The organism is Idiomarina baltica OS145 (genome assembly GCF_000152885.1).
GTDB lineage: Bacteria > Pseudomonadota > Gammaproteobacteria > Enterobacterales > Alteromonadaceae > Idiomarina > Idiomarina baltica.
Genome location: NZ_CH672409.1, coordinates 87,013 through 109,178 on the forward strand (window position 1 = coordinate 87,013; position 22,166 = coordinate 109,178).

The window sequence follows — 22,166 nt, forward strand, 5'->3', positions numbered from 1 at the left end:
TTTATTTCGTGATGTCAGAGGGCCTGAACTTGTAGTCGTACCGGCCGGTAACTATCAAATGGGCGACTTAAGCGGTGATGGTTTACCTAACGAACGTCCTGTGCAAACCGTAACGATTGACGCACCTTTTGGTATCAGTGATACAGAGGTGACGGTGGGAAAGTTTCGTGATTTCGTTAATGATACCGCCTATGTCACAGAAGCAGAGAACAACGGTAATTGTGCTGAACTGAACAACGGCATGCCGAAAATGGACGGTACGTTAAATTGGCGCAGTCCAGGATTTCAGCAAACAGAGAATTCACCGGTTGTCTGTATTAGTTATGAAGATGTAAAGGCATACACGGACTGGTTGTCAGACAAAAGCGGTTTCGATTACGATATCCCTTCTGAGAAGCAATGGGAATATGCGGCTCGCGCTGGCACAGAAACTGACTTTTGGTGGGGAGAAGACGTTGGCGTGAAAAACGCTAACTGTCGCCACTGTGGGTCTGAATGGTCAAATGAGCGTTCAGCACCTGTTGCTCAATTCGCGCGTAATCCGTGGGGGTTGTTCGACACCGTAGGTAATGTCTGGGAATGGACTCGCTCTGAAGACGGACAAGTTGTCCGTGGCGGTGCATGGAACTTTGCACCTAGCCTAGCGCGTGTTTCGACGCGAATGGAACTTCCAGCAGATTTTAGTTCTAACTATATTGGGTTTCGGGTAGTACGAGCGCAATAATGTGCGCTTGATTGCAGTTTTTAGCACTTTTTTTAGGGATTTACCGCTACATGTTTAAGAAAATTCGCGGCTTGTTTTCAAACGACTTATCCATTGACTTGGGTACTGCCAATACGTTGATTTATGTAAAGGACGAGGGCATCGTGCTCAACGAGCCATCTGTCGTGGCTATTCGACAGGAGCGCTCAGGTGGACCTAAAGCAATTGCAGCCGTGGGTGCAGCAGCGAAGCAGATGTTAGGCCGTACTCCTGGCAACATCAAAGCGATTCGCCCGATGAAGGATGGTGTTATCGCCGACTTTTATGTGTGCGAAAAAATGCTTCAGTTCTTTATTAAGCAAGTGCATGACAGCCATTACTTTAAGCCAAGCCCACGCGTATTGGTCTGTGTTCCTTGCGGCTCGACGCAAGTAGAGCGCCGCGCAATTCGTGAATCAGCGTTGGGTGCTGGCGCACGTGAAGTTCACCTTATTGACGAGCCTATGGCTGCCGCGATTGGTGCCGGCTTACCAGTATCTGAGGCGACGGGTTCGATGGTTGTTGATATTGGTGGTGGTACAACAGAAGTCGCGATTATTTCATTAAATGGTGTAGTTTACTCATCATCTGTTCGTATTGGTGGTGACAAATTTGATGAAGCCATTATTAATTATGTACGTCGTAACTTTGGTGCATTGATTGGTGACGCGACAGCGGAACGAATTAAACACGAAATCGGCTCCGCATTCCCAGGTGAAGAGCTGAAGGAAATTGAAGTGCGCGGGCGTAACCTAGCGGAAGGCGTACCGCGTTCGTTCACACTCAACAGCAATGAGATTCTCGAAGCTTTACAAGAGCCGCTAATGGGTATCGTTAGTGCCGTGATGGTTGCACTTGAGCAGTCGCCACCCGAGTTAGCGTCTGATATTTCGGAGCGTGGAATGGTTCTAACAGGCGGAGGGGCTTTACTTAAAGATCTCGACCGTTTGTTAATGGAAGAAACCGGCATCCCTGTTGTGATTGCAGATGACCCACTCACTTGTGTAGCACGTGGGGGCGGTAAGGCACTTGAAATGATCGCTATGCACGGCGGTGATTTGTTTAGTTACGAGTAAGTCAATTTAGGTGGGGTGTAGTTAGCGCACAGATGAAAACCTTATTCACTCGTGGACCCTCATTACTATCCAGGCTAGTGCTCGCACTAGCCTGTTCGTTTCTATTGATTTTTGTCGACCATCGACTGCAAGCGATGCAGCCTGTGCGGATGTTTCTGAACTCCTTGGTTACACCCGTCCAGTATTTAGCCATTTTACCAGAGCAAATCCTAAGTAACTTTTCTGAGAGTGTTAAAAACCAAGAACAGCTTGCTGAAGAGAATCAAGCGCTGAAAAAACAAATGCTTGAATTACGTGCTCAGCTTCAACAGTTGCAATTCATTAGTAACGAAAATAAGCGTCTACGTGCACTTCTGGGTTCAGAACAACGTCAACCGAGTCGGCGTATGGTAGCTGAAGTGGTAGCGGTGGCTTCGGAGCCATTTAGCCAACAATTGGTGATCAACAAAGGAACGCTCAATGGCGTTTACGAGGGACAACCGGTTATTGATAGCAAGGGTGTGGTCGGCCAAATCCAAGATGTTGGCAGTAACACAGCCCGTGTGCTACTGATCTCTGATCAGAGCCATGGCATTGCGTTACGCGCCGAGCGAAATGATATTCGGGTACTCGCGCAAGGAACCGGTGAGATTGGCAAGCTGCAGCTTATGTTTGTGCCACACAGCTCCGAACTTGCCGAGGGAGACTTACTGATGACCTCCGGGTTGGGGGGCGTGTATCCTGAAGGCTACCCGGTGGCGCGTATCACGCGTATCAATCGCAACGAATCACTGCCATTTGCCGAAGTGACAGCCGATTCAATCAGTGCACTCGACCGCGTGCGAACGGTATTGTTGCTATGGCCACAAGGTGCCGAGCAAGCGCCGATTTTTGAGGATCAGAAATAACCATGTTTAAGCACGGATTAATACCGCTCGTACTCACGTACTTAGTTGCACTGGTATTGATGGTGATGCCGATGCCTGCGAGTATTGATGTGTATCGACCCGATTGGGTGACGTTGGTATTGCTCTATTGGATTATCGCGCTTCCGCATCGAGTGAGCCTGGGTACTGCACTCGTCCTTGGCGTGTTAACCGATATTTTGCTGGGCTCCGTGCTGGGCGTGCATGCGCTCGGAATGGTTGTTGTGAGCTACTTCGCTGCCCGCCACTTTCAGCGTATTCGCAACTTCTCGCTACCTCAGCAAGTGATATTAATCGCATTTTTAATATTGATTAAGCGACTCATCGTGTTTCAAGCAAATGTATTTATTCATGATGCACAATTCACCTCAAGCTACTTTTGGCCAGCGCTGACGTCGGCATTGTTTTGGTTTTGGCTGTTTCCTCTGTTACGCAAAATCCGTCGTCGCTTTGGAGTTGTTTAATGCAGTTAGTCCTCGCCTCTGGTTCACCTCGTCGACGTGAGCTATTGCAACAAATTCGTGCCGACTTTGTCTGTTTAGCAAGCGATATTCCGGAACAACAAGGTACACATGAAACGGCATCGGCATACGTTAAAAGATTAGCTTACGAAAAAGCGATTGCATCTGCTAAACAATATGGTGCAGCCTGTATCGTGATAGGTTCCGATACGCTTATCGATCGCGATGGTGAGGTTATGGAAAAGCCGCGAGACCAAGCGCACGGTATTGCAATGCTACGCTCCCTAGCCGAACGTACCCATAAGGTACGCACAGCCGTTTGCATCATGTATTATGATGGCAATGCGCCCAGCTTGGTTCAAAGAGAAGAAGTGACCACGGAGGTGAGCATGGGCGCTATCAGCGAGTCAGCAGCGTTAACTTACTGGCAAACTGGAGAACCTCTAGATAAAGCGGCAGGTTACGCGATTCAAGGTGGAGCAGCCCGTTGGGTTAAACGGATAAGCGGGAGTTATACTGCGGTCGTCGGTTTGCCTCTTTACGAAACCGAACAGCTTTTACAGGCCGTCGAAGCCAAACTAGGATGAGACCATGAGCGTAGAAGTACTAATGAATGTGACGCCCACCGAGAGTCGAGTGGTGTTGGTTGAGAACGGCATTTTGCAAGAAGTGCATATCGAACGCCAAGTCAAACGTGGTCTCGTGGGCAATATCTATATGGGCAAGGTATCGCGGGTGTTGCCGGGCATGCAGGCAGCGTTTGTAGATATCGGCTTAGATAAAGCAGCTTTTCTGCACGCATCGGATATTGTGACAACACTGGACGGTGGTGAAACGATTGAGCGTGAAGAGAAGTCACAGTTGAATATCACTCAGCTTGTGCACCAAGGCCAGCCGATTATGGTCCAGGTTGTTAAAGATCCGCTGGGTACAAAGGGGGCACGGCTCACCACCGATATTACGTTACCGTCCCGTTATTTGGTTTTCATGCCACAGAGTAATCACGTCGGCGTATCACAACGCATTGATGATGCCGATGAACGTGAACGCTTACGTTCGATTGCGGAATCACTCAGTCACGATGAAGGCAAGTTCATCGTCCGAACTGCGGGCGAGGGTGTTGACGAGGGGTCGCTAACAAGTGATGCAGAGTTTTTAACACGCTTGTGGTCGCAGATTAAGAAGCGCAAAAAGTCGCAGCGCCGGGTCGGAATTTTATATGAAGATTTAAACCTCTGTTGTCGTGTGCTGCGGGACTTTGTCGGAGAGGCGATAGAGCGTATTCGTGTCGATTCTCGCACCACACTCGATCAATTGAAGTTATTTACTAAGGATTTTATTCCAGAGCTGACGCACGTGTTGGAGTATTATCGCGGAGATCGTCCGATTTTTGACCTGTTTGATATTGAAAATGAAATTCAGCGTGCATTAGATAGACGCGTCGAATTGAAGTCGGGTGGGTCATTAATTATTGATCAGACCGAAGCGATGACGACGATCGATATCAACACCGGTGCATTTGTGGGACATCGAAACCTCGAAGAGACGATATTCAATACTAATATTGAAGCCACCCAAGCCATAGCAAGGCAATTACGCTTGCGAAACTTAGGCGGTATTATCATTATTGATTTTATCGATATGCAAGATGAAGAGCATAAGCGGCGAGTTCTTCATAGCCTTGAACAAGCATTAAATAAGGATCGTGCTAAGACCTCGATAAATGGCTTTACCACACTCGGCTTAGTCGAGATGACGCGTAAACGTACACGCGAGAGTCTCGAACACGTATTGTGTGGTGAGTGTCCGGTATGTCGCGGACGGGGCTCAATGAAAACCGTTGAAACAGTATGTTATGAAATTATGCGAGAAATTGTCCGCGTGCACAAAGCCTATGAAGCCGATAAATTCGTCGTTTATGCATCCGCACCGGTGAGTGAAGCCTTGTTGAATGAAGAATCTCATGCATTGGCTGAACTTGAGTTGTTTGTTTCGCGTCAAATAACAATACAAACAGAGCCGCTCTATAACCAAGAGCAATTTGATGTGGTGATGATGTAGTGACTTTAAAACGCGCAATAAGCTGGAGTTTTCACAAGCTGGTTTGGTTATCGGCCATTTTATTAGTGCTGGCTGCCGTACTGCTGAGCTTATTACGCTATGGATTGCCTTATTTTCCCGACCTCACTAAACCGTTAGAAAGGCAAGTGAGCGCAAGTCTTGGGCAACAGGTCCATATTAATCAATTAGCATTATCTTGGCGTCAACAAGGCCCCGCCATCGAGCTATCAAACTTCAAACTCGGTGACACCGACCATGACGCGCTCAGTGTTGATGTGGGTCGACTTTGGGTGGTTATTGATTTCTGGGAATCAGTGGCCGAGCGCCAATGGGTACTGCAACAGTTTATTCTTGAGCAGGCAGATATTCAATTAGATCTGCGGCGTTTGACACAGGGTGAGAGTGAAAGCGTAAAGCTTGATCAAGTCGAGCAATTATTTCTGAATCAATTAGAAAGCTTTTCCTTTCAGCAAAGTAGCTTGCATGTAACCCCGCTCAGCGGCAACTCACGAACCATCGATATCGAAAGGTTATCTTGGAGTAACCGAGGTAGCATCCACCAAGGTGTTGGCCAATTCAGAGTCAAAAATTTTACGCCGAATCGCTTAAACTTCGTGCTGCAACTCGAAGGGCGTCGTTGGCGTGATATGGTCGGTCAGTTTTACGTGGACTCACGCGGAATAGATGTGAGTCCTTGGCTCGAAAAACAAATTCCTGGTATCGACATCACCGACTCAAATGTCAATTTTACGGTGTGGTTGGATATTTTCCAGGGTCAAGTATCGAAGGCTTTGATGCGGATCTTGGATAATCGTTTGACGATGCAACGAGACAATAGAGTCGTTGATTTACATATACCGTCGGGTGAAGTACAGATGGAAAGACATGGTCAGGGGTGGCTTATTAACAGTACCCCAATGACTGTCGAAGTCGACAACAGTTCGCTGGAATGGCCAGCAATGCGCGTGCAAAGTCTTGCGGATACACTGAGTGCCAGTATAGAACATTTGCCGCTGTCGAAACTGACGCCGCTTTTGCAATTAATGGATGATGGTGGGCTGACATATCAGACAGTGCAGGCGTCTGGCCTTGAGGCTGAGGCCGATCTCTATTTGCGGAGCGATGCTAAGCATCCATGGCACTGGCGAGCAGAGCTCGATAATGTGAGGGCCTCTGGTTCAGACACAATTCCGGCCTTTTCACCTTTATCAATGACAGCTGAGGGCGATCTCCAACAGGCGCATTGGACGATTCAAGCACCGCAGTTAACAATTACCAGTGATCATCTATCCGAACAACGTGCTTGGCAACTGAATAACGTAGCAATAGGTGGCTCCGCTGACTATGGCTCTGACGGCTGGCAAGTGGCATGGCAAGATAGCCAACTTGCAATTGCCGATATGCAACTTGAAGCGCGAGGTGTTTGGCGCTCAAACGAGGCGCTAGGTCCAGGGTTTGAACTGGCATTGCTTAGCAAACAACCCTTTGCTGTGGACTCGTTGAAAACAGCATTACCGGATGTGATGGGGGAAGGGCTCAAGCGTTATCTATCCGGCGCATTAGCGGAAGGCGCGGTAAAGCAAATGACGCTAGCATGGCGTGCCGAGCACTTTATGCTTCCTCGCAATATAAATCAGGGGGTTTTTAATGCAAGTGTGCAGTTCGATACGCTGACTTATCGTTTTCAGCCCGATTGGCCAGCTCTGCAGGAGCTACCACTGACGCTCGATTTTTATCAACATAGTTTGAACATGCGAGCTTCACAGGGACGTATCAATGGTGTGACGATCGAACAAGTCAATGCCACTATTGCTGACTTGCTCGATCCAAGCCGTGGCTTACAGGTTAACGCAAAAGTCGCTGGACCGGCATCGTCCGTACGCTCGGTATTTCAGCAGTCACCGTTGACCTCGGTCGCTGAAGTGTTTAACCAAGTGATGCCTGAAAGCCGCATCAGTGGTCAGTTTAACCTCGATGTTCCATTTGACGGTTCGCGAGAGGTTGGGGTTGATGTGCAAGCTGACTTAGCGGGTAACCGAGTCTATATCGCGGCGATCGATCAATGGTTTGATGTTGAGTCAGGTACCTTGTTGATAGACGACCAGCAAGTCGCGACCGAGAATCTTGTGCTGAAATGGTTTGGACGTCCCTTCGCTAGCAAGGTTGTCGGTAAACCTCAATCAGAGGGTTATCACCTGACGATCGAAAATGAATTAGACTGGCAACTTGAACCGCTCTTCAAAGCGCTACCGAAACAGGGATGGGCGCGTTATTTTTATGGTGCAATCAATGGTATCGTCAATGTCGATCTGAATATTCAGGATGACGTTCAGGTATCGGCGAATTCACAACTCGATCTTACTGGGCTCGAATCACGGCTCCCGGAACCTTTGAATAAGGAGTTCGGTGAAAACTGGCAATTAGATGTAAGGCTCGATGGTAACGGCAACGATCTCGCACTCGAGGTGAAATCCGGTGACCGTTTGCGCTGGCGAAGTGCCTGGCAACCGGGTGTCCCCCAGTGGCAGTATGCAAGCCTGACTATTGGCGATAGAGCGTCGTTGCCGGACCTCAATAGTGAAGCGACTTTTGATATTCGTGCCTACTTACCGAATCTAGCCATCGGTCAATGGTACGACTTGCTGTATTTCATAAGTGATTCGTTCGCCGATGATGGCCAATCAAATGCCAACAGTGAACAGTCGCTAAGTGCTTGGTATCTGCCTGATTCTATCCGCATCAAAACCGATGCTCTTTCATGGGGACAGCAGTCGTTTAATAATGCTGATATTGATATTTATCCTGAAAAGCGTGTTTGGCAGGCGCGCATTTTGGCAGATAACTTATCAGTGAAAGCAACGCTCCCCGAAGCGTTTTTAGAAAATCCCATTGAAGTTAATGCAGATTTTGCGCAGCTCAATACCAACACGCCGGCCAATACAACTTCTGAGCCTGCTGACTCCTCCGACTACGAGTGGGTTAGCCGCGTTCCGCCGCTCAACATTACTTGTAAGGTGTGTCGATTGGACGATCACCATTTAGGTCGTGTACATGCTGAGTTAGTTCCTATTCAAGGGGGCATTGCACTCAATCAACTGAAAATGACGACGGAAACGGAGCAGCTTGAGGCGTCGGGTTTTTGGATGGTCAGTGAAGGACAGCCGTTAACACAACTAAGTGGTGAGTTGACTACCAGTGATATTGGGGAATTGTTACGAGAGTATGGCCTTGAAACTGCGATTCGTGATAGCTCAGCTAAGGTCAGTTTTGGTGTACGTTGGAACGATCATCCTCATCAGGTGGATTTCGATACCTTATCGGGAGCACTTCAGTGGGACTTTGGACAAGGTTACTTGGCTGAGGTCAGTGATGGTGGAGCACGACTTTTCTCTCTACTAAGCTTAGATGGTATCTTGCGTAAACTCACTTTGGATTTTCGTGACGTGTTTTCGCAAGGAATGTTCTATACCGACCTCAATGGTAGCGTGCAGATCGCGCAGGGTGTTTTGACTACCAATGATACGCAATTATTTGGCTCTGCCGGCGATATGGCGATTCGTGGCTCGACTGATTTAGAGACGCAGTCGTTAAATTATGAGTTAACTTACGCCCCTAAAGTGACCTCTAGTTTACCTGTTATTTTGGCTTGGATGGTTAATCCACCGAGCGGGTTAGCGGCACTGCTCATTGACAAGGTGCTGCAAGACGCCAAAGTTATCTCATTGTTGCGCTACCACGTCACTGGTACTATTGATAACCCTGTCGTTCAAGAAGTTGAACGAGACAGCCGCCCTGTGGACATTCCAGAATTGGAAAAAGATAAGGAGGCAAACAATGACGTCACCTCTACTCAGCGCAATCCAACTCAGTAGTTTTAAGACGCCCACTGAAAATCTTGCTCTGCTTGAACGTTTATTAGAACAATTGCCAGAGCAACGCCCGCAACTGGTGGTGGTTCCTGAAGCGTTTAGCTGCTTTGGTGCTGGCGACCGAGCTCAGTTAGATATGGCCGAACCTGTTGGTAATGGACCCGTACAACAACGCTTATCTGAGCTAGCTAAACAGCATGAAATATACCTTGTCGGTGGCACCATTCCGCTTCAGGCGGGCGAACGCTTTGCAGCAGCCAGCTTGTGTTATGGGCCCGACGGTCGCTGCCTGGCGCGTTATGATAAAATCCACTTGTTTGATGTTGACGTTGCCGACAACACGCGGCAATACCGAGAATCACGCTGGACACGTGCGGGAAGTTCGATTGTCACCATCGACCTCGGCTTCGCTGTGGTCGGTATGGCGGTGTGTTATGATTTACGTTTTCCGGAGTTATTCAAAGCGCTGCGTGCCAAGGGCGCCGATATTATTTTATTACCGTCAGCATTTACTGAGGTAACAGGTGCAGCACACTGGCATCCGCTGGTGAGAGCGCGGGCGATTGAGCAGCAAGTGTATATGTTGGCACCCAACCAATACGGTGAAGCCGCCAACGGACGCCGTACCTATGGACACTCGATGATCGTTGACCCCTGGGGTGAAGTCGTAGCCGAGCAAGCCGATGGAGAGGGCGTTGTCAGTGCCTATTTTGACAGAGAAAAATTAGAGAACATTCGCGCGCAAATGCCTGTCGCGGATCAAACGCGTCTAGCGGTGAGTGCTAATCTAAATGAGGATGTATGAGCGATAAATTGAGTTGGATAAATGAATTACCTGTGACTGAGTCGGATCTCGCTAGAGCGCTGGGTACCTTGTACAACGGCGATATCGACTTTGCTGACATTTATTTTCAAGGCAGTGTCAACGAGTCATGGGTATTAGAAGACGGCATTATTAAAGACGGTGCATATCACAATGAAACGGGTATGGGTGTCCGTGCCATACAAGGAGAAAAAACAGGCTTTGCTTATGCTGACGAGATTACTCAGCAAGCACTCACACAAACGTGTAACGCGGCACGCGGCATTGTTCGGCAAGGTCAAAGTAAACAGGTCAAGGCGTGGACTAAGCAGTCGGTAGCGGCACAGTATGCCGCTAAGAACCCACTGCAGTCACTCGAAGAGGCGGAGAAAATTGCGCTGTTGAAGCAGGTGGATGCCCATGCGCGTGCGCAAGATAAGCGTGTATCTCAGGTGGTTGTTAGTCTCTCGGGCAGTTACGACGACGTGCTTGTTGCAGCGACTGACGGCACGTTTGCTGAAGACCACAGACCACTGGTCCGCTTAAACTGCTCTGTCATTGTTGAACAAGAGGGGCGACGAGAGCGGGGTTCAGCAGGAGGTGGCGCGCGCGTCAGCTATGAGTACTTCTTTAAAGATGAAGAAGGCACACCCCGCTGGAAAGCGTTTGCTGAAGAGGCGGTTCGCCAAGCATTAGTAAACTTAGAAGCCATTGCCGCTCCGGCAGGAACGATGCCAGTAGTACTTGGTGCTGGCTGGCCGGGTGTATTGTTGCATGAAGCGGTTGGGCACGGACTTGAAGGTGACTTTAACCGTAAAGGTTCTTCGGCGTACGCGGGTAAAATAGGTGAAAAAGTGGCTTCGGAACTTTGTACTATCGTTGACGATGGCACCTTAGCCGATCGCCGCGGCTCGCTAAGTATTGACGACGAAGGCACACCTGCAGGGCGCAATGTGCTGATCGAAAATGGCATCTTAAAAGGCTACATGCAGGATAAAATGAATGCTCGTCTGATGGGCCACGCGGTGACGGGTAACGGTCGTCGCGAGAGCTATGCACACTTGCCTATGCCGCGGATGACAAATACTTACATGCTACCCGGTGAGCACCAGCCCGAGGATATTATCGCGTCTGTGAAGCGGGGGATTTACGCGCCGCACTTTGCTGGTGGTCAAGTCGATATCACGTCGGGTCAATTCGTGTTTTCGGCATCAGAAGCATACTTGATTGAGGACGGTAAAATTACTCAACCTATTAAAGGCGCGACTTTAATTGGTAACGGGCCCGAGGCAATGAGTAAGGTCTCAATGGTGGGTAATGATTTAGCGCTCGACCAAGGTGTCGGTGTGTGCGGCAAGGATGGTCAGAGCTTACCGGTCGGCGTCGGTCAGCCAACGCTGAAACTAGACGCTATGACAGTCGGTGGTACTGACTGAGGCTTAGGCCTCAGTCATTAGTTCACGTAAATAGACAAATAGCTGGCGCGCTGCCGTAGGCGGCTTGTTTTCCTCGGCTTGCTTTTTCGCTTGTCGAAGCCATTGGCGAATACGCTGAATATCGGCGTTGGGGTAACGGTTAAAAAAGTCTGTGAGCGCTTCTTCGTCACCTGACAACAGCAGGTCGCGTTGTTGCTCAACAGCATGAAATTGATTCACAGTTTGTTGGTGAAAGGCGTTAAGGCGTTCCATTGCTTGTTCGATAGGCGTAACGTCTCTTTGGCGCATTAACTTACCAATAAACTGAAGTTGGCGGCGATAGCCTTCGTGTTTATTTTTAATTTTACGAGCGAGCAAGACCGCATCGCGCAGCTCATCATCGAGTGGAATGCTTTTGAGTTGCGCATCAGTTAAGTCTACGAGCTCAGTGCCCATTTTTTGTAGGGCTTCAACTTGGCGCTTGCGTTCACTTTTGCTGGGGACATCTGCAAATTCAGTTTCGTCTGGCGATGTCGAGTGGGTTGGTTTACGAGCCATAATCCATTCAGTTTTAATTGCTAATAATAACGAGTAGTTTACCAGTTTTACGCAAGACGCGTTAATCATTTAGAGGAGTGTACATTGAAACCTCAACTTAGCGAGTTACAGCAACAACTTGATGATGTTGAATTAGCGGTCCAATATGCGTTGGAGTTAGCGGCTAAAGAGGGGACTTCAGCGGCCGAGTGTTCGATCAGCAAAAGTGCCGGCATTTCCGTCGGTACGCGTATGGGCGATGTAGAGACCGTCGAATTTAATCAAGACGGTGCGCTGGGCATTAGTGTATATCGTGATCATCAAAAAGGCTCGGCATCGACTACCGATTTATCGCGTGAAGCCATTGCTGCGGCAGTAAAAAAGGCGGCGGAAATTGCCCGTTATACCTCAGCTGACCCGTTTAATGGGTTAGCACCCAAAGAACTAATGACCAAGGACTATCCTGAGTTGGACTTGTGCCATCCAGGCGATCAAAGCGCAGAATATGCAATAGAACAAGCACTTGCATGTGAACGTCATGGCTTAGCTTTAGATGATCGCATTATTAACTCAGATGGCGCCCATTACGGTTCGCATACGGGCTTTCGTGTGTACGGTAATAGCCACGGTTTTTTGGGCGGCTATTTGCAGTCGCGTCATAATTTAAGTTGCGTACTGATCGCAAAAGAAGGTGAGCGCATGCAACGCGATATGAGCTATTCGGTCGCGCGTCGTACGCAGGACTTAGCTGCACCCGAAAAAGTTGCTGAGGAAGCCGCTCAGGAGACGCTATCCCGCTTGGGTGGCCGTAAGATCGATACCGCAAAAGTCCCGGTAATTTTCCGAGCCGATGTGGCGGGCAGCTTGTTTGGCCATTTCGTAAGTGCGATCAGTGGCGGCAATCTTTACCGGAAATCAAGTTTCTTGCTAGACGCATTGGGCCAGCCGGTGTTGCCGTCGTGGTTAAACATTAAAGAATGTCCTCATATCGTGGGTGGTTTAGCAAGCAGTCCGTTTGACCATGAAGGTTTAGCTACGATTGAGCGTGATATCGTTACGGCCGGTGAGTTGCAGACTTATCTACTTACTAGCTATGCGGCCCGCAAGATGGATATGCAGCCCACCGGTCATGCTGGGGGCATCCATAACTGGCGCTTGACCCATGGTGATAAGAGTTTGGCTGAACTGTGCAAACAGATGGGCACAGGCTTACTAGTCACCGAACTGATGGGTCAAGGAGTAAACTTAGTTAACGGTGATTATTCGCGTGGCGCTGCTGGATTCTGGGTTGAGAATGGTGAAATTCAATATCCAGTTGAAGAGGTGACGATTGCGGGCAATCTAAAAGATATGTTGGCGAATATTGTCGCTATTGGTAACGATGTTGACGAACGTCATGCCTTGCATACGGGATCGGTGTTGTTAGAAGAAATGCGGATTGCAGGTCAGTAAAGCAACCGGCGACATTGCTGTTTAAGACAGCAGCAATGTCGCAGTACCCAAGAATGCAAAGATACCGACCACATCGGTGACGGTGGTCAAAATCACACCACCCGCCAGTGCCGGGTCAATATCAAAACGCTTCAGTATCATGGGTACGGTCACGCCGGCAAGCGCCGCCGCTAAGAGGTTCATCATCATCGCGAAGGCGATAATGCCACCGACCAACCAACTTTGCATCCAGAGCGCCACAACAGCGGCAATAAGGATTGACCAAATAATACCGTTCAGCGCACCAATGGCGAGTTCTTTGCCGATCAACCACCTTGAGTTGCTACTACCGATATGACCAAGCGCCATACCTCGAATCACCAAGGTCAGGGTTTGACTACCCGCGATCCCGCCCATACTTGGCACAATGGTATTCAGGATGGCGAGCACTGCCATTTGCGCTAACACATCTTCGAATAATGAACTCACCATGGCGGCGAGTAACGCCGTAACCAAGTTAATAGCCAACCATACCGTACGGCGGCGAGTACTTTTGAGTACCGGCGCAAAAGTATCCTCGTCATCTTCTAAACCCGCCATACTCAACATCGAGTGTTGGGCATCCTCACGAATGATATCAACCACGTCATCGATGGTAATTCGACCAACAAGTTGTTGCTCTCCGTCGACAACGGGCGCTGAAACCCAGTCGTGACGTTCAAATAGTTTAGCGACCTCGGTCTCATCCATATCGACAGGAATACTGACGATATCCGGCGACATAATATCACTGACCACTTTTGACGGGTCGACGGTCACTAAACGTGATAAAGCAATTTCACCGATGAGTTTATCGTTGCGGTCGGCGACATAAAGTTTATCGGTGGCTTCTGGTAGCTCACCTTTTAGACGAAGGTAACGTAATACCACATCGACGGTGACATCGGCTCGTACCGTGATGGTATCCGTATTCATGATGCCGCCGGCAGAGTCCTCATCGTATGACAATGCCGTTTCTGCGCGCTCTCGGTCGCGCTCGTCCATTGATTTGAGAACTTCTTGATAAACTTGGTCGGGCAAACCACGCAGTACGTAAGCCAAGTCATCGGTATCCATTCCCTCGGTGGCAGCCGCCAATTTCTCCGGCGCCATCTGGCGAATAATGGATTTTTGAACTTCTTCTGAGAGCTCTTCAAGGATATCGCCGTGTTCATCGGCATCGACAAGCTTCCAAACGATAGCTCGACTTTTCGGCGGCGATGATTCAAGCAATAATGCAATATCGCAGGCTGGCATATTGTGCAGCATGCGGCGGGCAGCCACATACATACCGTCCGACAGGGCAGTATTTACCTCTTGAATACGCTGCATTGCGTATTCTTTATCGGACAGCTCAGCCATCATGATTATTCTGCTTCCTCAAATTTATCTTCAAATAAGGTGGTGATGGCAACCAAAGCCGCCTCTGCATCGTCACCATCGGCACAGACTTGGACTTCACGTCCTTGCTGGCTTGCTAGTAACATCAAGCACATGACACTACCTGCATCGACCTCTTGACCGTCTTGGCTAATTGTAATCTTAGCAGCGAAGGTTTGCGTCAAACGCGCCAATTTAGTTGCTGCGCGTGCGTGAAGTCCTAGTTTATTGCGAATGATCAAGGATTTACAGACTTTTTGCGTCATTTTGACAATTCCCGGTGACGAACTTGAACATGAGTCCCCTCTGATCGGAACTGTTCTGCTAAAGTTTCGGCTAGATAGACCGAGCGATGTTGACCGCCAGTACAGCCCATTGCAATAGTTAAATAACTACGGTTACTGCGTCGAAAATAAGGAAGCCAGGTAGCCAAAAAGTTTTCAACTTGTAATAAGTATTTAGTGACCAAGCTTTCCTTTCGGAAAAATTGTTTTACGTCTTCATCCTGTCCCGTTAGCAATTTGAGCTCTGGGTTCCAATGTGGGTTTGGAAGAATACGCGCATCAAATACAAAGTCGGCGTCTTTTGGCACACCATGTTTAAAGCCGAATGACTGAAACACAATGACCACTTGTTTTGATGCTTTGCCAAGTACTCTGGCACTGACTTCTTCACTTAATTGGTGGAGCGAAAGGTGACTACTATCAATACGCCAAGTTGCACGTACGGCGATTGGGTCAAGAAGGCGGTTCTCAAGCTGAAGAGCCTCAAGCAAGGGGAGTTGCTTTTGCGACAGAGGATGGAGTCGACGAGTTTCTCCAAAACGCTGCAGTAGGGTTTGATCATCGGCGTCAATGAATAATACTTCAATATCGACTTCCGCCGGTAAGAAATCAATGGATTCGAGCAGCTCTTGAGAGTCTTCGGGCAGATTACGTACATCGATACTTATCGCGACGCGGTCATACTGCGCTAAGACGGAATGCACAAGTGTGGACAGTAAAGCGATCGGCAAATTGTCGACACAATAAAAACCTAAATCTTCGAGTACCCTAAGGGCAATGGTTTTTCCCGAGCCGGAGCGTCCACTAACTATGATAAGTTGCATTCAGGTGCCTGATCCTCGCTGACAAAAATCGTATAAAGTTCGCGATCACTGTGTGCATCGCGCAATGAACGTGTGCACTCTTTATTGTTCATTCGCTTCGCTACGGTCGCGAGCGTATTTAAGTGATTTTCATGTTCCGATTCTGGTACAAGCAACGCAAACACGATATCAACGGGTTGGTTATCAATGGCATCGAATTCAATCGGTTGATCCAATGTCATAAGCACTGCTACTGGCTGGGTTGCATTCGCCAAGCGACCGTGAGGTATTGCAATCCCTAACCCTATACCCGTGCTACCGAGGCGTTCGCGATTAATTAGACTCTCAAAAATGTCATGTTTAGTAATTCCCACAAGTTTAGGAGCTGCGATGGCGCTGATAGTTTCTAACAAACGCTTTTTGCTTGCACCCTCGACCGCACATTTGGTGCAGTCGGGGCTCAAAAGATCGGACAATTGCATGATTTAGTGTTTTTTCAACTTTTCTTTGTGTTTAATCACTTGGCGATCGAGCTTATTAATAAGCCCATCGATTGCCGCGTACATATCTTCGTGTTCTGCATCGGCGAAAATCTCTCCGCCATTGACGTGAAGCGTAGCTTCCGCTTTTTGAATCGTTTTTTCAACATTTAGGATGACGTGAACGTTGTTTATGTGGTCAAAGTGGCGCTCTAGTTTGGCAAATTTTGTATCCACGTATTCACGCAACGCGTCGGTAATATCAATGTGATGACCTGTTAGGTTGATTTGCATAACGTCTTCCTTCTACGGTTGAACAATATTAAAGCAGACTCTTCCGCTGGCTTGAAGAGGGAATATTGAGCGATTCGCGATATTTCGCGATCGTTCTCCTAGCTACTTGGATTCCCTGATCTGCGATGAGTTCAGCAATTTTGTTGTCGCTTAATGGTTTTGCGCGGTTCTCCGCGGCAACCAATTTTTTGATTAGCGCTCTTATAGCGGTACTTGAACACTCACCTCCTGTTTCGGTACTCACATGACTGGAAAAGAAGTACTTGAGCTCAAAGATGCCGCGGGGACAATGAAGGTATTTCTGAGTTGTAACGCGCGAAATCGTACTTTCGTGCATATCTACGGCTTCTGCGACATCATTCAGAACCATCGGCTTCATTGCCTCCTCACCATGCTCAAAAAAGCCTTGTTGGCGTTGAACGATACAATGTGCAACTTTAAGTAGCGTGTCGTTTCGACTCTCTAAGCTTTTTATAAACCAGCGTGCTTCCTGTGTGTGTTGCTTTATATACTGAGAGTCTGCACTTGATTTTGCCTGCCGACTCAGCGCTGCATATTCTTCGTTCACTCTTAATTTAGGTACGCTATCTGGATTTAATTCGACCACCCAACGGCCATTCTTTTTAACCACGGAGATATCAGGGATAACGTATTCAGTTGGCTTTTGGTCGATTACATCTCCGGGATAAGGATTCAAGGTTTGAATCAACCGTAATGTACTTTTTAGTTCGGCCTCATCTATTCTTAGCTTGCGTTGCAGACCTTTGTAATCCCTTGCACCCATAAGCTCCATGTAATCGTTAATCAGGGTCAATGCCAGATTTTTATGGGGTGTTTCATCAGTTAGTTGTTGTAATTGAATACTCAAACATTCTTGGATCGTGCGCGCCCCAACGCCGACCGGGTCAAAGCGTTGAATTCGCTTTAGCACCATAGCGACTTCTTCGACGTCAACCTCGGGGAGTGCAATGGCCTCAACGAGCTCTGTAACATCGGTCGTGAGATAACCGCGCTCATCGATAGACTCAATAATCGCGGTGGCGATAGCCGCATCCTCGTCGGTAAAGTGAGATAGCTGCATTTGCCATAACAGATGGTCATGCAGGGAGTCGTTGGTTTCGCCTTGGTAAACATCATGTTCACCATCAAATGACTGGCTCGAGCTTAAGCTGCTGGAGGGCGTGGTTGAGGTATAGGTATCGTCCCAAGTGCTGTCTAATGGTAAATCGTCAGGCAGAGATTGCTCGTTCAGCGCATCAGACGTTTCTTTTTGGCTATCGTCATTTTTAGTTTGTTGAGAAGATTCTTGAGGCGCGTCGTCGGCATCGTTCTCTACCTCAAGTAAGGGATTACTATCTAAGGCTTCTTGAATCTCAGCTTGTAGATCGAGCGATGAGAGTTGCAACAGCCGAATGGCTTGTTGTAATTGTGGGGTCATCGTCAATTGTTGACCCATTTTTAGTTGCAAACTTTGTTTCATCTGATTATCCCGGCCTCACTTGTGCTCCGTTACAAGGTGAACTGCTCACCGAGGTAGACATCTTTAACCTGTTGGTTTGACAATACGCTATTTGCATCACCGCTGGCAATCAGTTCCCCGTGACTAACGATATAAGCATGCTCGCATACTGACAACGTTTCGCGCACGTTATGGTCGGTAATCAACACGCCTATGCCACGGTGCTTGAGGTGTTCGATAATTTTTTTGATATCCAAGACTGAAATGGGGTCAACACCTGCAAACGGCTCATCAAGCAATATGAACGTCGGATCAGCGGCAAGCGCTCGAGCAATTTCAACCCGTCGCCGTTCACCCCCCGATAAGCTCATGCCTAAACTGTTAACAATATGCCCGATATTGAACTCTTCTAATAAAGCGTCGAGCTTTTCTTCTCGTTCTATCGTTGTAAGCGATTTGCGAGTTTCGAGGATAGCCATTAAATTATCGCGCACTGTCATTTTGCGAAAAATAGACGACTCCTGTGGTAAATACCCAATGCCTCGTCGAGCGCGTTCGTGCATAGGAAGCAACGTTAAATCATGTTGGTCTAGCTTAATACTGCCTTTATCAGAATTCACTAAGCCAACAATCATATAGAAGGTGGTTGTTTTACCCGCACCGTTAGGTCCTAATAAGCCGATCACTTGCCCTTGACTTACTTCCAAGCTGACATCTTTAACGACTTGGCGTCGGTTATATGATTTAGCGAGGTGCTCGACAGATAATTTCGCCATTTATCATTGCTCTTTTTGCTGTTGTTCGGTTTCAGGCTGCTCTTTCTCAGACTGCTTGTTGGGGTTAAAAATGGTGGTTACGCGTTCGCCCGACTCTTTTGAACCACGCGCTGAAACGTGCTGGTTTGTCAGGTCATAAACGATAGTGTCGCCGCGCGATAAACTACTGCCTTGTGTGATCTGTGCGTTGCCCTTGAGTTCGATACGCCCTTGACTCTGAAAGTAGGTGATTTGGTCGGCTTCTGCACTGATTTCGGTGCCGTTTTCGAGTAGCTGCGTATAAACAGCAGGGCGACCGTGGGCGACAAAAGTGTCAGCTTGATCTTTAGCTTCACCGCCTGAGGCCTCTAAACGGTCGGCTTCAATACGTAACGACCCTTGTGTGACGATAACGTTATCGGTCAGCAACAACTGGTTGTTTTTAATATCAAAGTGCTCGTGTCCTGCACTCACTTCAATCGGCTTTTCAAAGTCCGACTCACCTTGAGCGACAGCCAATTGACTCACTGCTGCAAGACTAGCGAGGATTAAAAACCGTTTTAACATGACGTTTTAACTCCATAGTTTCTGCGTACAAGTCGGCATTGAGCCCGTGACCTTGTACCGCAATCTGGGGTCCCGAAATCGTGACGGGATAATCTGTGTTCATCGTTTCAGCAGGTATATCGATGACTAAGTATTCGGTGTTTACACGTTTAATAGAAGTATCAGGTTGCAGTGCCAATATTTCAACGTTGCGCTCTAAAATGAGCGTTTGGTCATCATATAAAGTGCCTTGCTCGGCACTCACTTGCCAAGTTGCCTGACGCTCATCGGTATAGACCGAGTAGACAGGATTGCTCAGCTCAGTAAGACCAATCTGAATATAATGAGACATATGCTCAGCCGTCACCTGATGTGCTAAGCGTCCACCAGACTCGTACAAGCGAGTTTTAAGACCCGAAGCCGTAAAATCGGGTGTCATTTTACGGGTTTGTACATTAGCGTCGTCGCCATCTGACGGCTGAAAAGGCCGCCAAAGCAGAATAATCACGGCACCAAATAAGACCAGCAACAAAAGTGCGACGCGGCGACTCACAAACTGACTCCCTCAGCGCTCGGTAGTTCACCGCGGCTCAGCAGGAGTAAATCACAAATTTCACGCACAGCGCCAAATCCACCGTGGCAACGCGTAATATATTGCGCGGCAAGCTGCACCGAGGGGTGCGCGTCATGCACCGCAATCCCGAGTTTGGCTCGATTAATTAACTGTAGGTCGGGCACATCGTCGCCTACATAAGCGACTTGCGAATCATTCAAGTTCAAATTTTCGAGCAGCTGTTCGTAGCGTTCGACTTTATTTTTTACACCTTGAAAAATATGAGTCACGCCCAAGTGTTTCATACGGCGCTCGACAATCGAAGATTCGCGCCCCGTTATCACGGCAGTGGGATAGCCGGCGTCAGTCCATGCTTTTAGCCCAAAGCCATCGCGTGTATGAAATGCTTTGAGCTCCTCACCTTGGTTTCCTAAATAAATACGACCATCAGAAAATACGCCGTCAACATCGAGAATCAACAACTCAACTTGAGCAAATTGTTCAAACAGTGTGGTACTGATGTCGCCGTACCACGTATTGATGGTTTTAGCTGTGCGATTATGAATCATTACACCACTCCTGCTTGTAACAAATCGTGCATATTCATCGCACCGTGGGGCTTGCCATCGTGGTCAACGATAATCAGACCATTAATTTTACGGTCTTGCATCAACTTAAGTGCTTGTGCTGCCAACATGTTTTCGTCTGCCGTTACGCAGGTACGCGTCATGAAGTCAGCGATTTTGCTCGTATGAACATCGACGCGGCTATCTAGGATCCGCCGCAAATCACCGTCCGTAAATATACCCGCTAAACGCCCGTGTTCGTCGACAATGGATGTCATCCCTAAACCTTTGCGCGAGATTTCGAGCAATGCGTCGCGAATCAAAGCGTCTTGTTCGACCTGAGGAACACGATCGCCCGTGTGCATTACATCGCTGAGTCTCAGTAGCAGACGTTTACCTAACGAGCCACCAGGATGAGATAACGCAAAGTCATCCGCAGTGAATCCGCGCGCGTTCAGTAGTGCGACGGCCAGCGCATCCCCCATCACTAGACTCGCGGTGGTTGATGCTGTGGGCGCCAACCCTAATGGGCACGCCTCTTGCTCTACCCGGATGCAAACATGAACATCAGCCAAGGTGGCTAGCGTTGACTCCGGATTACCCGTCATGGCGATGATTGTGACACCAAGGCGTTTCATCACCGGTATAATATTAAGTATTTCGCCCGTCTCGCCGCTGTTTGAAATTGCGATAACAATATCACTGTCAGTGACCATCCCCAGATCACCATGGCTAGCTTCACCCGGATGTACAAAAAAAGCGGGTGAGCCGGTTGAGGCGAGTGTCGCAGCAATTTTACCGCCAATGTGACCCGATTTACCCATGCCGGTTACAATGATACGACCCTTGCAATCGAACATTGCCTGACATGCACGATTGAAGTTATCGTCCAAAAAGGTTTTTAGGCCCTCTATGGCATCTCGCTCAATCTCAATAACTTCACGTGCGAGCGTGCAAAAGTCGTGGGTGATTTGCTTCATTACCTACCTAAAAAAGCTGAGAACTTACGCCTAATGATACGTCAAGATGAGGGTGACTGCCTACCGTATTTATGAACCTAAGATTGCGAATTCGATAAAATTGAATTACTATACCAACTAGACGGTTTAGTAATAAGCCTATTTAAGGTAGTGAGTGAGTCATTATGTGCGCAAAAAAGTGTGCCGGTCGCCCCAGTAATCGAGATGTCATTTTAGATGCAGCAGAACAATTAGTTGCGTCAGAAGGCGCTGCTCGTCTTACGTTTGATGCGCTTGGTCAAGCAACTGGGATTAGTAAAGGTGGTTTGCTCTATCACTTTGCAAGTAAGGACAAATTACTAGAGGCTATGTTGGAGCGCATGGTAGCGCGAAACAATGACCTCAAAGAGACCTTCATGAGCGAGTTTGAAGGTGATCCTAACCAAGAATTCAAAAGTATTTTGCTCGCATCGCTCAACAGTGATGCCGAGTGTGCGCAGTTAAGTTCTGGGCTATTAGCGGCAGCGGCCAATAACCCTGATTTATTGGCGCCGATGACTGCGCACGTACAGCAGACGTTTCAATCGTTAGAGCAATTTAGTCGCGATCCAATGCTCGCCAAAGTGCTGTTTTTCGCTGTGCACGGCGCTCGTTTGTTCGAACAATTGCAGTTGTGTGAGCACTGCCAAGGTGACCGTAAAGCGTTCGCCGACAAGCTACTAGCGATGATTGATGCAAAAAACTGATATG

Annotated in this window: 23 protein-coding genes; 11 read left to right on the plus strand and 12 right to left on the minus strand. The window is 48.3% G+C overall.

Features of this window, described 5'->3' with window-relative positions; genetic code table 11:
• The 9 genes from OS145_RS11945 to tldD all read left to right on the plus strand — a co-directional run.
• On the plus strand, positions 1–724 hold a 724-nt coding region (locus tag OS145_RS11945), incomplete at its 5' end, for a formylglycine-generating enzyme family protein (RefSeq protein ID WP_006956883.1).
• Between the two features lie 50 nt (positions 725–774).
• Positions 775–1,818: a rod shape-determining protein gene (locus tag OS145_RS11950; RefSeq protein WP_006956882.1), complete on the plus strand. Its 1,044-nt coding sequence runs from the start codon at positions 775–777 to the stop codon at positions 1,816–1,818.
• Positions 1,819–1,850: 32 nt separating this feature from the next.
• Positions 1,851–2,705, plus strand: a complete 855-nt coding sequence (mreC, locus tag OS145_RS11955; protein WP_040488184.1) for a rod shape-determining protein MreC — start codon at positions 1,851–1,853, stop codon at positions 2,703–2,705.
• A 2-nt stretch (positions 2,706–2,707) separates the two neighbouring features.
• On the plus strand, positions 2,708–3,187 hold the full coding sequence (gene mreD, locus OS145_RS11960) for a rod shape-determining protein MreD (RefSeq protein WP_006956880.1): 480 nt from the start codon (positions 2,708–2,710) through the stop codon (positions 3,185–3,187).
• Complete coding sequence (locus OS145_RS11965; RefSeq protein ID WP_006956879.1) at positions 3,187–3,771, plus strand: nucleoside triphosphate pyrophosphatase; 585 nt, start codon at positions 3,187–3,189, stop codon at positions 3,769–3,771. Before mreD ends, OS145_RS11965 begins: the two co-directional genes overlap by 1 nt.
• A 4-nt stretch (positions 3,772–3,775) precedes the next feature.
• Positions 3,776–5,245 (plus strand): ribonuclease G, encoded by a 1,470-nt coding sequence (gene rng, locus OS145_RS11970; RefSeq protein ID WP_006956878.1) that lies wholly within the window; start codon positions 3,776–3,778, stop codon positions 5,243–5,245.
• On the plus strand, positions 5,245–9,117 hold the full coding sequence (locus tag OS145_RS11975; RefSeq protein ID WP_006956877.1) for a YhdP family protein: 3,873 nt from the start codon (positions 5,245–5,247) through the stop codon (positions 9,115–9,117). The genes rng and OS145_RS11975 overlap by 1 nt, the downstream gene beginning before the upstream one ends.
• Positions 9,080–9,919 carry a carbon-nitrogen hydrolase family protein gene (locus OS145_RS11980; RefSeq protein ID WP_006956876.1) on the plus strand — a complete coding sequence of 280 codons (840 nt, stop codon included), beginning with the start codon at positions 9,080–9,082 and terminating at the stop codon, positions 9,917–9,919. Before OS145_RS11975 ends, OS145_RS11980 begins: the two co-directional genes overlap by 38 nt.
• Positions 9,916–11,352 carry a metalloprotease TldD gene (gene tldD, locus OS145_RS11985; protein WP_006956875.1) on the plus strand — a complete coding sequence of 479 codons (1,437 nt, stop codon included), beginning with the start codon at positions 9,916–9,918 and terminating at the stop codon, positions 11,350–11,352. Before OS145_RS11980 ends, tldD begins: the two co-directional genes overlap by 4 nt.
• Before the next feature lie 3 nt (positions 11,353–11,355).
• On the opposite strand, the gene yjgA is transcribed toward tldD, so the two are convergent.
• Positions 11,356–11,889 carry a ribosome biogenesis factor YjgA gene (yjgA, locus tag OS145_RS11990; RefSeq protein WP_040488208.1) on the minus strand — a complete coding sequence of 178 codons (534 nt, stop codon included), beginning with the start codon at positions 11,887–11,889 and terminating at the stop codon, positions 11,356–11,358.
• An 84-nt stretch (positions 11,890–11,973) separates the two neighbouring features.
• Here yjgA and pmbA point away from each other — a divergent pair, with 84 nt between their 5' ends.
• The gene (gene pmbA / locus OS145_RS11995) at positions 11,974–13,320 is read left to right on the plus strand and encodes a metalloprotease PmbA (RefSeq protein WP_006956873.1); all 1,347 of its coding nucleotides are present in this window, start codon (positions 11,974–11,976) and stop codon (positions 13,318–13,320) included.
• A gap of 21 nt (positions 13,321–13,341) precedes the next feature.
• Here pmbA and mgtE read toward each other — a convergent pair whose 3' ends face one another.
• From mgtE to OS145_RS12050, 11 genes are read right to left on the minus strand one after another with little or no spacing between them, the layout of a single operon-like run.
• The gene (mgtE, locus tag OS145_RS12000) at positions 13,342–14,703 is read right to left on the minus strand and encodes a magnesium transporter (RefSeq protein WP_006956872.1); all 1,362 of its coding nucleotides are present in this window, start codon (positions 14,701–14,703) and stop codon (positions 13,342–13,344) included.
• 2 nt (positions 14,704–14,705) lie between these two features.
• Complete coding sequence (locus tag OS145_RS12005; protein ID WP_006956871.1) at positions 14,706–14,984, minus strand: HPr family phosphocarrier protein; 279 nt, start codon at positions 14,982–14,984, stop codon at positions 14,706–14,708.
• Complete coding sequence (gene rapZ / locus OS145_RS12010) at positions 14,981–15,826, minus strand: RNase adapter RapZ (protein ID WP_006956870.1); 846 nt, start codon at positions 15,824–15,826, stop codon at positions 14,981–14,983. The genes OS145_RS12005 and rapZ overlap by 4 nt, the downstream gene beginning before the upstream one ends.
• Positions 15,811–16,287 carry a PTS IIA-like nitrogen regulatory protein PtsN gene (ptsN, locus tag OS145_RS12015; RefSeq protein ID WP_006956869.1) on the minus strand — a complete coding sequence of 159 codons (477 nt, stop codon included), beginning with the start codon at positions 16,285–16,287 and terminating at the stop codon, positions 15,811–15,813. The genes rapZ and ptsN overlap by 16 nt, the downstream gene beginning before the upstream one ends.
• Before the next feature lie 3 nt (positions 16,288–16,290).
• Positions 16,291–16,578 carry a ribosome hibernation promoting factor gene (gene hpf, locus OS145_RS12020; protein ID WP_006956868.1) on the minus strand — a complete coding sequence of 96 codons (288 nt, stop codon included), beginning with the start codon at positions 16,576–16,578 and terminating at the stop codon, positions 16,291–16,293.
• 28 nt (positions 16,579–16,606) lie between these two features.
• The gene (locus OS145_RS12025; protein WP_006956867.1) at positions 16,607–18,058 is read right to left on the minus strand and encodes an RNA polymerase factor sigma-54; all 1,452 of its coding nucleotides are present in this window, start codon (positions 18,056–18,058) and stop codon (positions 16,607–16,609) included.
• A 29-nt stretch (positions 18,059–18,087) separates the two neighbouring features.
• Positions 18,088–18,813, minus strand: coding sequence for an LPS export ABC transporter ATP-binding protein (lptB, locus tag OS145_RS12030; RefSeq protein ID WP_006956866.1), 726 nt, complete (start codon positions 18,811–18,813; stop codon positions 18,088–18,090).
• Between the two features lie 3 nt (positions 18,814–18,816).
• Positions 18,817–19,359, minus strand: a complete 543-nt coding sequence (gene lptA, locus OS145_RS12035) for a lipopolysaccharide transport periplasmic protein LptA (RefSeq protein WP_006956865.1) — start codon at positions 19,357–19,359, stop codon at positions 18,817–18,819.
• Entirely contained in the window at positions 19,331–19,891 is a 561-nt protein-coding gene (lptC, locus tag OS145_RS12040) for an LPS export ABC transporter periplasmic protein LptC (protein WP_006956864.1), read from the minus strand. The genes lptA and lptC overlap by 29 nt, the downstream gene beginning before the upstream one ends.
• Entirely contained in the window at positions 19,888–20,460 is a 573-nt protein-coding gene (kdsC, locus tag OS145_RS12045) for a 3-deoxy-manno-octulosonate-8-phosphatase KdsC (RefSeq protein WP_006956863.1), read from the minus strand. The genes lptC and kdsC overlap by 4 nt, the downstream gene beginning before the upstream one ends.
• Entirely contained in the window at positions 20,460–21,437 is a 978-nt protein-coding gene (locus OS145_RS12050) for a KpsF/GutQ family sugar-phosphate isomerase (RefSeq protein WP_006956862.1), read from the minus strand. Before OS145_RS12050 ends, kdsC begins: the two co-directional genes overlap by 1 nt.
• A gap of 164 nt (positions 21,438–21,601) precedes the next feature.
• On the opposite strand from OS145_RS12050, the gene OS145_RS12055 reads away from it, so the two are divergent.
• Entirely contained in the window at positions 21,602–22,162 is a 561-nt protein-coding gene (locus tag OS145_RS12055; RefSeq protein WP_006956861.1) for a TetR/AcrR family transcriptional regulator, read from the plus strand.
• The last annotated feature ends 4 nt before the right edge of the window (positions 22,163–22,166 follow it).

Coding starts and splice junctions, on each gene's coding strand:
- OS145_RS11950 (WP_006956882.1), top strand. CDS start 775: ATGTTTAAGAAAATTCGCGGCTTGTTTTCAAACGACTTATCCATTGAC.
- mreC (WP_040488184.1), top strand. CDS start 1,851: ATGAAAACCTTATTCACTCGTGGACCCTCATTACTATCCAGGCTAGTG.
- mreD (WP_006956880.1), top strand. CDS start 2,708: ATGTTTAAGCACGGATTAATACCGCTCGTACTCACGTACTTAGTTGCA.
- OS145_RS11965 (WP_006956879.1), top strand. CDS start 3,187: ATGCAGTTAGTCCTCGCCTCTGGTTCACCTCGTCGACGTGAGCTATTG.
- rng (WP_006956878.1), top strand. CDS start 3,776: ATGAGCGTAGAAGTACTAATGAATGTGACGCCCACCGAGAGTCGAGTG.
- OS145_RS11980 (WP_006956876.1), top strand. CDS start 9,080: ATGACGTCACCTCTACTCAGCGCAATCCAACTCAGTAGTTTTAAGACG.
- tldD (WP_006956875.1), top strand. CDS start 9,916: ATGAGCGATAAATTGAGTTGGATAAATGAATTACCTGTGACTGAGTCG.
- yjgA (WP_040488208.1), bottom strand. CDS start 11,889: ATGGCTCGTAAACCAACCCACTCGACATCGCCAGACGAAACTGAATTT.
- mgtE (WP_006956872.1), bottom strand. CDS start 14,703: ATGATGGCTGAGCTGTCCGATAAAGAATACGCAATGCAGCGTATTCAA.
- OS145_RS12005 (WP_006956871.1), bottom strand. CDS start 14,984: ATGACGCAAAAAGTCTGTAAATCCTTGATCATTCGCAATAAACTAGGA.
- rapZ (WP_006956870.1), bottom strand. CDS start 15,826: ATGCAACTTATCATAGTTAGTGGACGCTCCGGCTCGGGAAAAACCATT.
- ptsN (WP_006956869.1), bottom strand. CDS start 16,287: ATGCAATTGTCCGATCTTTTGAGCCCCGACTGCACCAAATGTGCGGTC.
- hpf (WP_006956868.1), bottom strand. CDS start 16,578: ATGCAAATCAACCTAACAGGTCATCACATTGATATTACCGACGCGTTG.
- OS145_RS12025 (WP_006956867.1), bottom strand. CDS start 18,058: ATGAAACAAAGTTTGCAACTAAAAATGGGTCAACAATTGACGATGACC.
- lptB (WP_006956866.1), bottom strand. CDS start 18,813: ATGGCGAAATTATCTGTCGAGCACCTCGCTAAATCATATAACCGACGC.
- lptA (WP_006956865.1), bottom strand. CDS start 19,359: ATGTTAAAACGGTTTTTAATCCTCGCTAGTCTTGCAGCAGTGAGTCAA.
- kdsC (WP_006956863.1), bottom strand. CDS start 20,460: ATGATTCATAATCGCACAGCTAAAACCATCAATACGTGGTACGGCGAC.
- OS145_RS12050 (WP_006956862.1), bottom strand. CDS start 21,437: ATGAAGCAAATCACCCACGACTTTTGCACGCTCGCACGTGAAGTTATT.
- OS145_RS12055 (WP_006956861.1), top strand. CDS start 21,602: ATGTGCGCAAAAAAGTGTGCCGGTCGCCCCAGTAATCGAGATGTCATT.